At 62.7% G+C, this 15,245-nt stretch carries 18 protein-coding genes; 10 read left to right on the plus strand and 8 right to left on the minus strand.

The features are described 5' to 3' along the window. The first annotated feature begins 193 nt into the window (after nt 1–193). From secY to rplQ, 6 genes are all read left to right on the plus strand, one after another. A complete protein-coding gene (gene secY / locus AU381_RS04700) occupies nt 194–1,534 on the plus strand; it encodes a preprotein translocase subunit SecY (RefSeq protein WP_064240650.1) in 1,341 nt (446 codons plus the stop codon). Next, nucleotides 1,531–2,109, plus strand: coding sequence for an adenylate kinase (locus tag AU381_RS04705; protein WP_064240651.1), 579 nt, complete (start codon nt 1,531–1,533; stop codon nt 2,107–2,109). Before secY ends, AU381_RS04705 begins: the two co-directional genes overlap by 4 nt. A gap of 232 nt (nt 2,110–2,341) precedes the next feature. Next, nucleotides 2,342–2,710 (plus strand): 30S ribosomal protein S13, encoded by a 369-nt coding sequence (rpsM, locus tag AU381_RS04710; RefSeq protein WP_064240652.1) that lies wholly within the window; start codon nt 2,342–2,344, stop codon nt 2,708–2,710. A 229-nt stretch (nt 2,711–2,939) separates the two neighbouring features. Beyond that, on the plus strand, nt 2,940–3,329 hold the full coding sequence (gene rpsK / locus AU381_RS04715; RefSeq protein WP_003536496.1) for a 30S ribosomal protein S11: 390 nt from the start codon (nt 2,940–2,942) through the stop codon (nt 3,327–3,329). Between the two features lie 103 nt (nt 3,330–3,432). Next, nucleotides 3,433–4,443: a DNA-directed RNA polymerase subunit alpha gene (locus AU381_RS04720; protein WP_064240653.1), complete on the plus strand. Its 1,011-nt coding sequence runs from the start codon at nt 3,433–3,435 to the stop codon at nt 4,441–4,443. Nucleotides 4,444–4,488: 45 nt separating this feature from the next. Further along, nucleotides 4,489–4,914, plus strand: coding sequence for a 50S ribosomal protein L17 (rplQ, locus tag AU381_RS04725; RefSeq protein ID WP_064240654.1), 426 nt, complete (start codon nt 4,489–4,491; stop codon nt 4,912–4,914). A gap of 42 nt (nt 4,915–4,956) precedes the next feature. Here the strand turns inward: rplQ and msrQ are convergent, their stop codons facing one another. Then, nucleotides 4,957–5,619, minus strand: a complete 663-nt coding sequence (msrQ, locus tag AU381_RS04730; protein WP_064240655.1) for a protein-methionine-sulfoxide reductase heme-binding subunit MsrQ — start codon at nt 5,617–5,619, stop codon at nt 4,957–4,959. Between the two features lie 2 nt (nt 5,620–5,621). After that, a complete protein-coding gene (gene msrP / locus AU381_RS04735; RefSeq protein ID WP_064240656.1) occupies nt 5,622–6,560 on the minus strand; it encodes a protein-methionine-sulfoxide reductase catalytic subunit MsrP in 939 nt (312 codons plus the stop codon). A 266-nt stretch (nt 6,561–6,826) separates the two neighbouring features. On the opposite strand from msrP, the gene AU381_RS04740 reads away from it, so the two are divergent. From AU381_RS04740 to sugE, 3 genes are all read left to right on the plus strand, one after another. Next, nucleotides 6,827–8,224 carry a DegQ family serine endoprotease gene (locus AU381_RS04740; protein ID WP_064240657.1) on the plus strand — a complete coding sequence of 466 codons (1,398 nt, stop codon included), beginning with the start codon at nt 6,827–6,829 and terminating at the stop codon, nt 8,222–8,224. Next, a complete protein-coding gene (locus AU381_RS04745) occupies nt 8,221–9,531 on the plus strand; it encodes a replication-associated recombination protein A (RefSeq protein ID WP_064240658.1) in 1,311 nt (436 codons plus the stop codon). Before AU381_RS04740 ends, AU381_RS04745 begins: the two co-directional genes overlap by 4 nt. A gap of 160 nt (nt 9,532–9,691) precedes the next feature. Continuing rightward, the gene (gene sugE, locus AU381_RS04750; RefSeq protein WP_064240659.1) at nt 9,692–10,006 is read left to right on the plus strand and encodes a quaternary ammonium compound efflux SMR transporter SugE; all 315 of its coding nucleotides are present in this window, start codon (nt 9,692–9,694) and stop codon (nt 10,004–10,006) included. A gap of 173 nt (nt 10,007–10,179) precedes the next feature. On the opposite strand, the gene AU381_RS04755 is transcribed toward sugE, so the two are convergent. From AU381_RS04755 to AU381_RS04765, 3 genes are read right to left on the minus strand one after another with little or no spacing between them, the layout of a single operon-like run. Further along, nucleotides 10,180–10,965, minus strand: a complete 786-nt coding sequence (locus AU381_RS04755) for an ATP12 family chaperone protein (protein WP_064240660.1) — start codon at nt 10,963–10,965, stop codon at nt 10,180–10,182. Further along, nucleotides 10,958–11,623 carry an HAD-IA family hydrolase gene (locus tag AU381_RS04760; protein WP_064240661.1) on the minus strand — a complete coding sequence of 222 codons (666 nt, stop codon included), beginning with the start codon at nt 11,621–11,623 and terminating at the stop codon, nt 10,958–10,960. Before AU381_RS04760 ends, AU381_RS04755 begins: the two co-directional genes overlap by 8 nt. Continuing rightward, nucleotides 11,623–12,615, minus strand: coding sequence for an RluA family pseudouridine synthase (locus AU381_RS04765; RefSeq protein ID WP_064240662.1), 993 nt, complete (start codon nt 12,613–12,615; stop codon nt 11,623–11,625). Before AU381_RS04765 ends, AU381_RS04760 begins: the two co-directional genes overlap by 1 nt. Nucleotides 12,616–12,771: 156 nt before the next feature. Here AU381_RS04765 and AU381_RS04770 point away from each other — a divergent pair, with 156 nt between their 5' ends. Then, nucleotides 12,772–13,083 carry a DUF1883 domain-containing protein gene (locus AU381_RS04770; RefSeq protein ID WP_064240666.1) on the plus strand — a complete coding sequence of 104 codons (312 nt, stop codon included), beginning with the start codon at nt 12,772–12,774 and terminating at the stop codon, nt 13,081–13,083. Nucleotides 13,084–13,115: 32 nt separating this feature from the next. Here the strand turns inward: AU381_RS04770 and fghA are convergent, their stop codons facing one another. From fghA to AU381_RS04785, 3 genes are read right to left on the minus strand one after another with little or no spacing between them, the layout of a single operon-like run. Beyond that, a complete protein-coding gene (fghA, locus tag AU381_RS04775) occupies nt 13,116–13,949 on the minus strand; it encodes an S-formylglutathione hydrolase (RefSeq protein WP_064240663.1) in 834 nt (277 codons plus the stop codon). Between the two features lie 16 nt (nt 13,950–13,965). Further along, nucleotides 13,966–14,625 (minus strand): DUF1345 domain-containing protein, encoded by a 660-nt coding sequence (locus tag AU381_RS04780; protein ID WP_064240664.1) that lies wholly within the window; start codon nt 14,623–14,625, stop codon nt 13,966–13,968. A 27-nt stretch (nt 14,626–14,652) separates the two neighbouring features. Continuing rightward, nucleotides 14,653–15,093 (minus strand): YaiI/YqxD family protein, encoded by a 441-nt coding sequence (locus tag AU381_RS04785; protein WP_064240665.1) that lies wholly within the window; start codon nt 15,091–15,093, stop codon nt 14,653–14,655. Between the last annotated feature and the right edge of the window lie 152 nt (nt 15,094–15,245).

The following is a 15,245-nucleotide window of genomic DNA, read 5'->3' on the forward strand; positions in this document are numbered from 1 at the left end:
GCTCCCATATGTGAGCCTCACGTCCGAGGGCGGCGAATCACTTGCCGCGACGGGACACAACGGAAACCACGGTGAGGCATCCGATTGCAGCGACAATCGCCTCGCGCCCGGTTTTCAACGACGAAGACTTACTCTTGCCGGAACTGACCGGGTCTTTCCCGCTGTTTCCGAGACTTGGTACGCGGAGAATTGCATGGCTTCTGCAGCGGAACAGCTCGCCTCGAACCTGAATTTCTCGACTTTCGCCAAAGCGGAAGATCTGAAGAAAAGGCTCTGGTTCACCCTCGGTGCGCTTCTGGTTTACCGTCTTGGCACCTATATCCCGCTGCCCGGCCTCAATCCGGACGCGTTCGCCCAGGCTTTCCAGGGCCAGTCCGGCGGCATCCTTGGCCTGTTCAACATGTTTTCGGGCGGTGCAGTGGAGCGCATGGCGATCTTCGCGCTCGGCATCATGCCCTATATCTCCGCCTCGATCATCGTGCAGCTGATGACCTCGGTCGTTCCGGCGCTCGAGCAGCTGAAGAAGGAAGGCGAGCAGGGCCGCAAGGTCATCAACCAATATACGCGCTACGGCACGGTTCTTCTGGGCGCCATGCAGGCCTATGGCATTGCGGTCGGTCTCGAAAGCGGTAGCGGCCTCGTCAACGATCCGGGCTGGTTCTTCCGGATTTCCACCGTCGTCTCGCTGCTCGGCGGCACGATGTTCCTGATGTGGCTCGGCGAGCAGATCACCTCGCGCGGCATCGGCAACGGTATCTCGCTGATCATCTTCGCCGGCATCGTCGCAGCTCTGCCGGGCGCGCTGGCAGGCACGCTGGAACTCGGCCGCACCGGCGCGCTCTCGACGCCGCTGATCCTGGCGATCATCGTGATGGTCGTTGCGGTCATCGCGCTGATCGTCTTCGTCGAGCGCGCCCAGCGCCGCTTGCTGATCCAGTATCCGAAGCGCCAGGTCGGCAACCGCATGTTCCAGGGCGACACCTCGCACCTGCCGCTGAAGCTCAACACCTCGGGCGTGATCCCGGCGATCTTCGCCTCGTCGCTGCTCTTGCTGCCCGCGACCCTTGCCGGTTTCGCCAATGCCGCGACGCTGCCCGGTTGGGCGACCACGATCGTCGGTGCGCTCGCCCATGGCCAGCCGCTCTACATGCTGTTCTATGGTGCGATGATCGCCTTCTTCGCCTTCTTCTACACGGCGATCGTCTTCAACCCGAAGGATACGGCCGATAATTTGAAGAAGCATGGCGGCTTCATTCCAGGGATCCGTCCTGGCGAGCGCACGGCCGAATACATTGACTACGTTCTGACCCGCATCACCCTTATCGGTGCGATCTACCTGATCTTCGTCTGCATCCTGCCGGAGATTCTCATCTCTCAGACAGGCGTGCCGTTCTACCTTGGTGGTACGTCGCTTTTGATTGTTGTCAGCGTGACCCTTGATACGGTAGCACAGATCCAGGGTCACCTCATCGCCCAGCAGTATGAGGGGCTGATCAAGAAGTCGAAGCTGCGCGGAGGAAAGAGGGGACGATGAGACTTATTTTTTTGGGACCACCGGGCGCCGGCAAGGGTACGCAGGCCAAGCTTCTGACGGAGAGATACGGCATCCCGCAGCTTTCCACAGGGGACATGCTGCGCGCGGCCGTTGCTCAGGCAACCGAGGTCGGCAAGCGAGCGAAAGCCGTGATGGATGCCGGCCAGCTGGTCTCCGATGAAATCGTCAACGAAATCGTCTCCGACCGCATCGACGCACCGGACTGTGCGAAAGGTTTCATTCTTGATGGCTATCCGCGCACGGTTCCGCAGGCGATTGCGCTCGATCGGATGCTCGAGGCCAAGGGGCTGCAACTGGACGCCGTCATCGAGCTGAAGGTTGACGAGGCGGCCCTTGTCCGGCGTATGGAGAATCGCGTAGCGGAAACCGTCGCCGCCGGCGGTACGGTGCGCTCCGACGACAATCCCGAGGCCTTCAAGCGTCGCTTGAAGGAATACAGGGAAAAAACTGCTCCGCTTTCGGAGCACTATGCCCGCACCGGTCAGTTGAAGACCGTTGACGGGATGGCGGACGTGGAAGCGGTCACCGCCGAGATCGACAAGATTCTGGCATAGGCTGTCGTCTTTGCCAAAATGGAAGCGCCGGGGAGTTGACTTTTCCGGGTGATTCCTCCAAAGACAGCGTCAACTCGCGACATGAGAAGCGATCGGCGCGGTCTTCAAAACAAAGAAGTCCGGGTACGGTCGTTTTTGACGTGTCTCGAACCTCAATCAACGTGCGGCTCTTCGAGGTCGCGTAACGAAGCACCTATTGCCGGATGGCAACTGGAACGCAAGGAGAATAGACGTGGCACGTATCGCTGGCGTCAACATCCCGACGGCAAAGCGCGTCGTCATCGCGCTGACCTACATTCACGGGATCGGCCCGAAATTCGCGCAGGAAATCATCGAGAAGGTCGGCATTCCGGCTGACCGTCGCGTACACCAGCTGACGGACGCCGAAGTCCTTCAGGTCCGCGAGACGATCGACCGCGACTACCAGGTCGAGGGCGACCTGCGCCGCGAAACGGCGATGAACATCAAGCGCCTGATGGACCTCGGCTGCTATCGTGGCCTGCGTCATCGTCGCGGCCTGCCGGTGCGCGGCCAGCGCACGCACACCAATGCCCGCACCCGCAAGGGTCCGGCAAAGGCGATCGCCGGCAAGAAGAAGTAATTTCCCGCAAAGGGAGATCGGGAGGCTGGCGCCCGCGCCGGCCTCCTTTTGCAGTTTGGGAAGGGCGCGTGCCCGACCTGCGCAGGGCCGCTCTCGGTTCAGCGAAGCTAATGCGGAGCCGGCGTGCCGGTTTCGTGAAAATCGAAGATGCAGGGTAGGGGACGACCAATCCTTTTCCCGGTGGAGCCGCTGGAATTACGGCGGTGCAGAGATCTAAGAAAGGGATCCCATGGCCAAGGAAGCCACCCGCGTTCGCCGCCGCGAGCGCAAGAACATCACGTCTGGCGTCGCGCACGTCAATTCGTCGTTCAACAACACGATGATCACCATCACCGACGCACAGGGCAATGCAATTGCCTGGTCGTCTGCCGGTGCAAAGGGCTTCAAGGGTTCGCGCAAGTCGACCCCGTTCGCCGCTCAGATCGCCGCCGAAGACTGCGCCAAGAAGGCCCAGGAACACGGCATGAAGTCGCTGGAAGTGGAAGTTTGCGGACCGGGTTCGGGCCGTGAATCCGCCCTTCGCGCGCTGCAGGCTGCGGGCTTCATGATCACGTCGATCCGCGACGTGACGCCGATCCCGCACAACGGCTGCCGCCCGCGCAAGAAGCGCCGCGTCTGATCATTTGTATTCAAGATTCCGGTGAGAGCGCGGGAGCGTTCTCCCGGACTTCGGGGCTCGGTTGCCACGATTGGATGGTGGCAACGAACGGAAGGCAGAAAACATGATCCAGAAAAATTGGCAGGAACTGATCAAGCCGAACAAGGTGGATTTCACCTCCTCCGGCCGCACCAAGGCAACGCTGGTGGCGGAACCGCTTGAGCGCGGCTTTGGTCTGACCCTCGGCAACGCGCTTCGTCGCGTGCTTTTGTCGTCGCTGCGCGGTGCTGCCGTCACCGCGGTGCAGATCGACGGCGTATTGCACGAGTTCTCCTCGATCCCGGGTGTGCGGGAAGACGTGACGGACATCGTGCTCAACATCAAGGAAATCGCCATCAAGATGGATGGCGACGATTCCAAGCGCATGGTCGTGCGCAAGCAGGGTCCGGGAGTCGTTACGGCCGGCGATATCCAGACGGTTGGCGATATCGAGATCCTCAACCCACACCATGTGATCTGCACCCTCGACGAGGGCGCGGAAATCCGCATGGAATTCACCGTCAACAACGGCAAGGGCTATGTGCCGGCTGAGCGGAACCGTTCGGAAGATGCACCGATCGGTCTCATCCCGGTCGACAGCCTCTATTCGCCGGTCAAGAAGGTGTCCTACAAGGTTGAGAACACCCGCGAAGGCCAGGTTCTCGACTATGACAAGCTGACGATGTCGATCGAGACCGATGGCTCCGTCACGGGCGAAGACGCGATCGCGTTCGCCGCCCGCATTCTTCAGGACCAGCTGTCGGTCTTCGTCAATTTCGACGAGCCGCAGAAGGAAGCCGAGGAAGAGGCAGTCACAGAGCTCGCATTCAACCCGGCGCTTCTCAAGAAGGTCGACGAACTGGAACTCTCCGTCCGTTCGGCCAACTGCCTGAAGAACGACAACATCGTCTATATCGGCGACCTCATTCAGAAGACCGAAGCGGAAATGCTCCGGACGCCGAACTTCGGTCGCAAGTCGCTCAACGAGATCAAGGAAGTTCTCGCTTCCATGGGCCTTCACCTCGGCATGGAAGTGCCGTCCTGGCCGCCGGAGAACATCGAAGATCTCGCCAAGCGTTACGAAGACCAGTACTAACCCATTAAACTGCAGGCGGATGCCTGCAAGTAAAGGAGACTAGCCATGCGCCACGGTAAAGCCGGCCGCAAGCTGAATAGAACCGCCAGCCACCGCAAGGCGATGTTTGCCAACATGGCGGCGTCGCTGATCGAGCACGAGCAGATCGTCACGACCCTGCCGAAGGCCAAGGAAATCCGTCCGATCGTCGAGAAGCTCGTCACGCTCGGCAAGCGCGGCGACCTGCATGCCCGCCGCCAGGCGATCTCGCAGATCCGCGACGTTGCCGTCGTCTCGAAGCTGTTCGATGCGATCGCATCGCGCTACGCCACCCGCAACGGCGGCTACCTGCGCATCATGAAGGCCGGCTTCCGCCAGGGCGACAATGCCCCGCTCGCGGTCATCGAATTCGTTGACCGCGACGTCGATGCCAAGGGCGCGAAGGACCGCGCTCGCGTCGCCGCTGAAGCGGAAGCAACTGAAGCAGCCTAATCAGGGTAGCTTCCCAACCGAATTGGAGCGGCCGGGTGAGTTTCACCCGGCCGCTTTTTGCGTCGCGGGATGGGATCGCGTCACTGCAGTCCGTTGCCTCTTCCAGCGCAGGAAGGGCGTTCGCACCGCACGCCAGGCAAGCAGCAGCGCGACGAGGAAAATGTAGAGCATCTGCTTCGGTCCCACGACCTTGACGGCCATCGCGAAATGCAGCGCGCCGGCGGCGGCGATCACATAGGCGAGCCGGTGCAGCTTGTTCCACCGCTGGCCAAGCTTGCGGATCGACCAGTTGTTCGAAGTAAGCGCCAGGGGGATCAGCATGATGAGGGCCGCCATGCCGATCGTTATGAAAGGCCGGCGGGCAATGTCGGCGACGATCGCTGGGATGCGCAGCATCTGGTCGAGCAGCATGTAGGCGGTGAAGTGCATCAGCACGTAGTAAAAGGCGAGCAGGCCGAGGGCGCGGCGGTACCTCAACCAGTTGAGGCCGAAGAGATCGCGAAGCGGCGTGATCGTCAGCGTCGCCACGAGGAAGCGCAGCGCCCATAGGCCGAGCAGGTGCTCGAATTCCTTGACTGCATTGCCAGGCAATTGGCCGGTGGCGCCGAGATAGAATGCCAATGCCGCGGGGATGAAGCCCAGCGCGTAGAGCGCCCAGACGGAGGGGCCGTGGAAGCGCTTGGGCAAGAGGGGTATGGCGGCCATGATCAGAAGTTTACCTTGAGGTCCATGCCGGCATAAAGCCCGGCGACGTCTTCGGTGTAGCCGTTGAAGGGAAGCGTGTCGCGGCGGTTGGAACCGAAGAACCCGCCTTCGCCGATGCGGTTTTCCGTTGCCTGGCTCCAGCGTGGGTGATCGACCGCCGGGTTCACATTCGCATAGAAGCCGTATTCATCCGGGGCGGCGAGGTTCCAGGTACAGGGAGGGGCGGTTTCGGTAAGCGAGATGCGGACGATCGACTTGATTCCCTTGAAACCGTATTTCCACGGGACCACCAGCCGTATCGGTGCGCCGTTCTGGTTCGGCAAGGTCTTGCCGTAGAGGCCGACGGCGAGAATCGTCAGGGGATGGCGTGCTTCGTCGAGCCGCAAGCCCTCTCGATAGGGCCAGGGCAGCGGCTGGAAGTAACCGGATTGGCCGGGCATTTCCTCAGGTCGCACCACGGTTTCGAACGCGACATACTTGGCACTGCCGAGAGGTTCGACCTTGTCGAGGAGGTTGGCCAGCGAGAAGCCGATCCAGGGGATCACCATCGACCAGGCCTCGACGCAGCGCATCCGGTAGGTTCGCTCTTCGAGAGGTAAGGCGAGGAGTTCCTCGAGGCCGAATTCCTTGGGCTTGCCGACGAGGCCGTCGACCTTCACGCTCCAGGGGGTCGGCTTGAAGCCGCCCGAATTGGCGGCCGGGTCGCCCTTTCCCGTGCCGAACTCGTAGAAATTATTGTAGCTGGTGACGTCCTTTTCGGGCGTCAGGGCCTCATCGACCTTGAAGGGGCTGGCAGAAGCCTTGAGCTCCGCCGCGTGAGCCACGCTCGCTCCACCGAGAACAAGGCCGCCTGCGGCGGCGAGAAAGCTGCGACGATCGAGGAAGAAGCGCTCCGGAGTGATTTCGGATGCGGCGATCCGCGGTGGGCGGTAGGCGGGCATGGTGCTTCCTCGACAAGGACTGAAAGGTAGGTTCAGCCAAGATGACCAGAGATTCGATCACTGGGAAAGATGGGGGAGACCACGTTTTCGTGCGCGGCGCGTGAGTGGGAAAAAGCGCCGCGAAAATTTCATGGAAGGGCCGCGGCAAAATCCCGAAAAGACGGCTGAAATCGCGAGCGTGCTTGATCACCGAGCGGCAGCCTCGCGTTTGCCTTTTTTGTTGCGAAATCCTATCTGAACTAGCGGCAACCAAGGGAGAATGCTTCATGATTTTTGGCCGTCGAGCCCTGCCGGCTCTTGTTCTTGCGATTGCCATGTCGGCACCGGCCGCAGCGCAGGACGTCAAGACCGTCCCCCAATCCCACACGCAAATGCAGCTCTCCTTCGCGCCGCTGGTCAAGCAGACGGCGAATGCCGTGGTGAATGTCTATGCCGAGCGTGCCGTCGAGCGGCGATCGGTCTTCGCCGGCGATCCTTTCTTCGAGGAGTTCTTCGGTCAGCGCATGCCGAACCGGACGGAAAAGCAGTCATCTCTCGGTTCGGGCGTGATCGTCCGTCGCGACGGTATCGTCGTTACCAACAATCACGTCATCGAGGGCGCCGACGACATAAAGGTGGCGCTCGCCGACGGGCGTGAGTACCCGTGCAAGATCGTCCTCAAGGACGATCGCCTGGATCTCGCGGTCCTCAAGATCGAGGCGGATGGTCCGTTTGATATCGTCCCGATCGGTGATTCCGACGCGGTGGAAGTCGGCGATCTGGTGCTGGCGATGGGCAACCCGTTCGGCGTGGGTCAGACGGTGACCAGCGGCATCGTATCCGCGCTTGCCCGCAACCAGATCTCCAACGGTGATTTCGGTTTCTTCATCCAGACCGACGCGGCAATCAATCCCGGAAATTCCGGCGGGGGCCTGATCAACATGAAGGGTGAACTGATCGGCATCAACACCGCGATCTTCTCGCGGGGCGGTGGCTCGAACGGCGTCGGCTTCGCGATCCCGGCAAACCTGGTCAAGGTCTTCGTCGCATCCGCCGAGGGTGGTAACGGCTCCTTCATTCGCCCCTTCGTCGGCGCGACCTTCGAGCCGGTCACCTCCGATGTCGCAGACGCGCTCGGGCTTGATCGTGCCCGGGGCGCACTGGTGGCGGCTGTCCAGCCGGGCGGGCCGGCGGCGAGCGCCGGCATGAAGCCGGGACAGGTGGTCACGGCCGTCAACGGCGTACCCGTGGAGCACCCGGATGCGCTCGGTTACCGTTTGACGACCGTCGGCATAGGCCATGAGGCGCGGGTTACGGTTACCGAACACGGAGAGGCGCACGACATCACCCTGAAGCTGGAGCGAGCACCGGAAACCGCGCCGCGCGACGAACGGCTGATCGAGGGGAGGAACCCCTTTGCCGGCGCCGTCGTCGCCAATCTTTCGCCGCGCCTCGCCGACGAGCTGCGCATGCCGACGTCGCTGCAGGGCGTCGTCGTCACCGAAGTCAATCGCGGCTCGCCCGCGGCGCGTATTGGCCTCGAACCGAAAGATATCGTACGATCCGTCAATGGAACGCCGATCGACAACTCGAAAACGCTGGAAAGCGTCGTTGCCGAAGACGCCTCGTTCTGGCGCGTCGAGATCGAGCGCGACGGCCAGCTTATCCGACAGTTCTTCCGATGAGCGATCTGTTTTCCCCAATTGAGCCACCGGAGATGGCCTCGGCCAGACCGCTTGCCGATCGGCTGCGGCCGCGAACGCTTGCCGAGGTGACGGGGCAGGAACATTTGACCGGCGCGGACGGCGCTCTGACACGAATGATCGCCTCGGGCTCGCTCGGCTCCATGATCTTCTGGGGACCGCCAGGTACCGGCAAGACCACCGTCGCCCGTCTGCTTTCGGGGGAAGCCGGCCTCGCCTTCGAGCAGATCTCGGCGATCTTTTCCGGCGTCGCCGACCTCAAGAAAGTCTTTGATTCGGCCCGTGCCCGGCGCATGTCGGGGCGGCAGACGCTGTTGTTCGTGGACGAGATTCATCGCTTCAACCGCGCCCAGCAGGACAGTTTCCTGCCGGTCATGGAAGACGGGACGGTTATCCTGGTCGGTGCCACTACGGAGAATCCGTCCTTCGAGCTCAATGCCGCGCTCCTTTCGCGGGCGCGGGTGCTGACGTTCAAGCCGCACGACGAGGCGAGCCTCGAGGAACTCCTGAAGCGCGCGGAACAGGCCGAGGGCAAGCCGTTGCCGCTCGACGAGGACGCCCGCGCCAGCCTGATCCGCATGGCGGACGGCGACGGCCGGGCGGTGCTGACGCTTGCCGAAGAGGTCTGGCGGGCAGCGCGCAAGGACGAGATTTTCGATTCCGAGGCGCTGCGGGAAATCGTCCAGCGCCGCGCGCCTGTCTACGACAAGAGCCAGGACGGCCACTACAACCTGATTTCGGCGCTTCACAAGTCGGTTCGCGGCTCAGACCCGGATGCCGCACTCTACTATCTCTGCCGCATGCTCGATGCCGGCGAGGATCCTTTGTATATCGGCAGGCGGCTGGTGCGCATGGCGATCGAGGATATCGGCCTTGCCGACCCGCAGGCGCTGGTGATCTGCAACGCCGCCAAGGACGCCTACGACTACCTCGGTTCGCCGGAAGGGGAACTGGCACTGGCGCAGGCCTGCGTCTATCTGGCCACGGCGCCGAAATCGAATGCGCTCTATACCGCCTACAAGGGGGCGATGCGCGCGGCCAAGGAGAACGGCTCGCTCCTGCCGCCGAAGCATATTCTCAATGCCCCGACCAAGCTCATGAAGGGCGAGGGCTACGGCGAGGGCTATCGCTACGACCACGACGAGCCGGATGCCTTTTCCGGGCAGGATTACTTCCCAGAGAAGATGGGTCGGAAAACCTTCTATGATCCTCCAGAGAGGGGCTTCGAAAGGGACATTCGCAAGCGGCTCGAGTGGTGGGCGAAACTCCGGCGCGAGCGGAATTCATGACGAGCCGTGCCGGTGAGGCAGGGCAGGTTTGCCGCCCGGCCGCTTGCCGCACATATGAGCTTGTGGCAGAGAGACGATGATGCAGACGGCTGCACGGGCGCGATCCTGATCGACCCGAACACCCGCGGGGACGGCCTCGCTCCAGTTGAAGGAGCCTGAATTGGCCTGGTTCACTCTGCTTCTCGCCGGCCTTCTCGAAATCGGCTGGGCAATCGGTCTTAAATACACGGATGGCTTCACGCGGCTGACGCCGACCGTGCTGACGGTTGGCTCGATGATCCTGAGTGTCGTCCTGCTTGGAATTGCCGTTCGCACACTGCCTCTCGGCACGGCCTATGCGATCTGGACCGGCATCGGCACGATCGGCACCGTGGTGCTCGGCATTGTTCTCTTCGCCGAGCCCGCGACGGCCGTTCGCCTCGGCTGCATCGGCCTGATCGTCGCCGGTATTGCCGGATTGAAGTTCGCGGCTTGAGGCTCAGATACGGGCAATTCGCCCCTCATCCGGCCTGCCGGCCACCTTCTCCCCGCAGGCGGGGCGAAGGGGACTCGCGGCGACGTCCCAGTCCCTCTCCCCGTTCTTACGGGGAGAGGGACTGGGTGAGGGGGCAATCGTGCCCAACTGTCCTCGACACCTGCGCTCCGTGCCTATTTCAACGCGTCGAGCACCGCAGTCGCCGCCTGCATTTCCTTCCAGCGGCTCTCGCGCCGTTGGAAGGCCTCCTCATCGGTGCCCCAATGTTCGATCTGCCAGTCCTCGTCGACATGGGCGGCCGACCAGGCGTCTTCCGCCGAGAGTCGCCCCATGCCGAACGCGAGCGCCAGCAGTGCCGATCCGGTCAATGCGGTGATGGTGTGCAGGCAGGCAAGGCCGAGCGGCGTCGCAAAGGCGCGCACCCCTTCCGCATAGGCCGAAATCGCCTCGTGCGGTTGTTCCTGATGGATGACGCCCTCGGCAAGGATGAAGCGGGCCCCGAGCGATTGGGCGGCCCAATCGAGAACCGGGTTCCAGATTTCGTTCTGCCGTTGCACGAGGCCGGCGGGGCTGTCGGCGCGATAGCAAAGAAGGTCGCTGCCGGCGAACCGCACGATCTCGTCGAAGACCGCGCGCTGGTCGAGCGCCACGCCGTCGATGGCGGTGTTGACGATTCGGGTCAGCGGCATGGCAGAAGGATCGATGATCTCGGCCTGCGCGTCCCATTCGGCGGCGAGCAGTTCGGCGAGCTTGAGCGTCGGGACGGCGAGCGGCCGCTTTGCGGGCGTCCGGACGGGCCGTCCGTCGAGAAGCACTGCGTGACCGCCGCCCTCGGCCTCAGCGATGCCGACGGTCTTGTAGAACCGCTTTGGCAGCGGCTTCTGCATCTGGATCTGGGCGCGGCGCACCGGATCCTCGTGGCTGAGTGCGCCGCTCAAATCGTCGCGAATATCAGGCATGGTTCAATTCCATCCACTCGATGATGTCTGCCGGCACTCGGGCGATGTGGTCGGCGCCGGCCTCGATCAGCTCCGGAACACTGGCATAACCCCAGGAAACGCCGAGGGCGCCGGCCCCGGCCGCTTTTGCCATCTGCATATCGTAGATCGCGTCGCCGATGACAATCGTGTCACTCGGGTCGACGCCTGCCTCGACGCAGCACTCCATCACCATGGCCGGATGCGGCTTCGACGGGCAATCGTCCGCCGTGCGCGAGACGAAGAAGAGCTTGTCGAAGCCGTGGGTCGCGGCGATGTGCCGGAGGCCCTGTCTCGACTTGCCGGTCACGGCGCCGATCAGCACCTCGTCGCGGCCGGCCAGAACTTGCACCATCTCGGCAATGCCCGGAAACAGCGCTTCCTGAAAGATCTGCTCACTGCGTACCGAGCTGAATATGGCCTTGTAATGTGTCGTCATCGCGGTGGCGCGAGGGTCGACGTGAAGCTGGCCCAACAGCCGGGCGATAGCGATGTCGAGCGTCAGCCCGATGATCGCCCTCGTCGCCTGCGCCTCCGGCCGGGGGAGATCGAACGCCTCGAAGGTGCGGCTCATCACCTCATGGATGAGGCCGGCGCTGTCGACCAGCGTTCCGTCGCAATCGAAGAGCACCAGTTTCATCAGTCGTCCTCGCCGGCGGCGTTCTCGTCGAGGCCGAGCAGGTTCCAGCTCTGCACCATATGCGGCGGTAGGGGTGCGGTAATCTTCAGGCGGCCGCCGTTCGGATGCGGGATGTCGATAAAGCGGGCGTGCAGGTGCAGCCGGTTCTGGATGCCGCCGGGGAAGGTCCAGTTGATGTCCGCTTCGAAATATTTCGGGTCGCCGATGATCGGGTGGCCGATATGGGCGGCGTGGACGCGGAGCTGATGCGTCCGGCCGGTATAGGGTTCCATTTCCAGCCAGGCGAGGTTCTGGCCGGCCTGCTCGATGATCCGGTAGTAGGAGATCGCGTGGTCGGCACCTTCGTCGCCGTGCTTGGCGATTCGCATCCGGTCGCCGTCCGGCGTCTGCTCCTTGACCAGCCAGGTGGAAATACGGTCCTCGCGCTTGCGCGGAACGCCCTTGACCAGCGACCAGTAGATCTTCCTGGTGTCGCGCTCGCGAAAGGCGGCCGTCAGCTGCTGCGCCGCGCCACGCGTCCGGGCAATGACGAGCACGCCGGAGGTGTCCCGGTCCAGACGATGGACGAGGCGCGGCTTTTCGCCCTTCTGGTTCGTCCAGGCCTCGAGCATCTTGTCGATGTGCCGGCTGACGCCGGAGCCGCCCTGGACCGCGAGGCCGGCCGGCTTGTTGAGGACGATGACCTTGGCATCCTCGTGGAGCACCATGCGCGACAGAAGTTCTCCATCGGACGAATGGCGCAGGTCCCGCCCGCCGATCGGGCCCGATTTGGTATCCTTCGCGTCGACACCGAGCGGCGGAACGCGGATCGTCTGGCCAGGCTGGACGCGCGTGTCGGATTTCGCCCGCGCGCCGTCGACGCGGATCTGGCCTGAACGCAGCAGCTTCTGCAGCGGCCCGAAGCCCAAGCCCGGATAATGCACCTTGAACCAGCGGTCGAGGCGCATGCCCGCCTCGTCGCCGTCCACCTGCCTGTGTTCTATGCCTGACATCTGCCGCGATCCGCTTCCAGTTCTTCAAGGGGTGGCTTTAGACCATTGCGGCCATCAGGGCCAGTGCGGGGAGGAGAACACAACACCATTCGTTAAGTGCACAACGCTACTATCGTGCGCGATATCTTATATATGTATATGTCCCGGTCGAAGGCGATGGCCAAGCAAGCCCTGAACTACACGCATTACGATCTCAACGCCCAAAGGGCCGGCACGCGGATCGAGATCACCCTGTCGGCCGTCGCCAATGTTCGCCTGATGACAGATGTCAACTTCACGCGCTACACGGAAACGCTGAAGCACCAGTTCTTCGGCGGCGTGGCGCGGAAATCGCCTCTGCGGATGACAATCCCGGAAACCGCGCACTGGCATCTCGTAATCGACACCGAAGGCCATCACGGCCTTGCGGAATCGAGCGTGCGCGTGATCGAGTCTACCGGCCGGCCGCGCTTCCAGCCGGCATCCTGACGCAAGACTCTTCAACGCCAGCGACGGGCGTTTCAGCCGAGCCTTTCGGCGTGCCACTTCAGGTGATCGTCCATGAAGGTCGAGATGAAATAATAAGAATGGTCGTAGCGCTCGTGCATCCGAAGCGTCAGGCCGATCCCCGTGCCCTTGACAGCCTCTTCGAAGAGCCACGGCCTGAGACCGTTATCCAGGAAGCCATCCGCCTTGCCCTGATCGATCAGGAACTCCGGGAAGCGCGCCCCGTCCTCGACCAGCGCGCAGGTGTCGTATCTCCGCCAGGCGGCTTTATCAGCGCCGAGATATTTCTCGAAGGCGCCGACCGACCAGTCGGCGGAAGATGGCGCGACGATCGGCGCAAAGGCTGAGCAACTCCGGAAGCGACCGGGGTTCTTGAGGGCGATGGTCATCGCGCCATGGCCGCCCATGGAATGGCCGAAGATGCCCTGCCGGTCCATGTCGACGCGGAACTGTTCGCGGATCAGGACCGGCAGTTCCTCGGTGATGTAGCTGTACATCCGGTAGTGCTCGGCCCAGGGCTCTTGCGTCGCATCGAGATAGAAGCCGGCACCCTTGCCCATCTGCCAGTTCGTCAGCTCGTCCGGAACGTCGACCCCGCGCGGGCTTGTATCCGGGCAGACGACGATCAGTCCGAGTTCCGAGGCCATGCGGCGGTATTCGCCCCTTTCCATGACATTGGCATGGGTGCAGGTGAGGCCGGAAAGATACCAGACGACCGGGCGCGGTTCGCTCGTCGCCTGCGGCGGCACATAGACCGCGAAGGTCATTTCGCCCTTGCAGGCCTTCGATTCGTGGGCGAAGACGCCCTGCATGCCGCCAAAGGCGGTGTTCTGCGAGATGATTTTCATCGAATGCTCCCTGTAGTCATGGCGTGCCGCCGGCAAGCTGGACCGCGGCGTTGACCGCGGCTGCGACGAGCACCGTGTTGAAGAAGAACGAAACAACCGCATGCATCAGGTTGACGCGTCGCATCGCCGTCGTGGTGATAGCGACATCGGAGGTCTGCGCGGTCATGCCGATGACGAAGGCGAAATAGAGAAAATCATAGCCGCCGGGCGCGTCCGTCTCCGGAAAGGCCAGCCCGCGCGACGCCGGGTCGCCGCCATTGGCACGACGGTTGGCGAGCCAGTATAGATGCGCATAATGCAGCGCCGCCATCGTGTGAATGGTTGCCCATCCAAGCGTGACCGAGGCGAAGGCGAGGATCAATTCGATCGCGCCGCCGCCGTCGGCGCGATCGAGCGCGATGAACAGCGCCGCCAGCGATACTGCGGCCGCCAAAAACGTCACAAGAAAGATGATCGGCTCCGGCTCGCCGGTATCGCGCGCATTTGCCTCTAGGTAACTTCCGGTGAGTTTCGGCAGCCGGAAGGCCGTGATGGTCAGGTAGATGCAGAAGAAGACGATGGCGGCGATCTCGATCCCCCCGGCGCGAAACAGCACATGCCCAAGCGGCGCACTGAGAAGGGCACCGGCAAGCGCCAGGTAAAATGGCCAATGTCTCAGCCGGGTCTTTGATGTCATTTGCCGCTCACGCTGCCGTTCCGGGCCTCACGTTTTGACCCGACGGCAGAGCCGGTCAAGAGTTTCGAGAAAGGCAGAGCGATCCCGCCCGGTAAAAGAGGCATTATAGCCCTTGCTTTCGCCGGTCTCTCGCAAATGCGCCCCGAGGTCGCGCATTGCCGAAGCAAGCCCGATATTCGTCTGGTCGAACACACGGCCGGTGGGGCCGGTGACGAGTGCGCCCGTAGCGACGCAGCGCCCGGCAAGCGGCACGTCGGCGGTGATGACGATATCGCCTTCGCCCGCGTGCTCGGCAATCCAATTATCCGCAGCGTCGAAGCCCGCCGATACGATGACATTGTGGACCATGGCGTCGCGGGAGGGCCGCAGGCCCGAATTGGCGACGAAGGTGACTTCGAAGCCATGGCGCTCGGCTACCCTGAGGATTTCCGCCTTCACCGGGCATGCGTCGGCATCGACATAGATCATCGCGATAAACTTCTCCGCAGGACGGAAAGCGCCGGAAATTCGATCCGGCGCCCCGACACTCCCGTTGAGACCTCAGTAGACCACGACGCTCCTGATGCTTTCGCCGGAATGCATCAGTTCGAAGCCCTTGTTGATGTCGTCGAGCGGCATGG

The sequence above is a fragment of the Sinorhizobium glycinis genome, from assembly GCF_001651865.1.
In the GTDB taxonomy this organism is placed as follows: domain Bacteria; phylum Pseudomonadota; class Alphaproteobacteria; order Rhizobiales; family Rhizobiaceae; genus Sinorhizobium; species Sinorhizobium glycinis.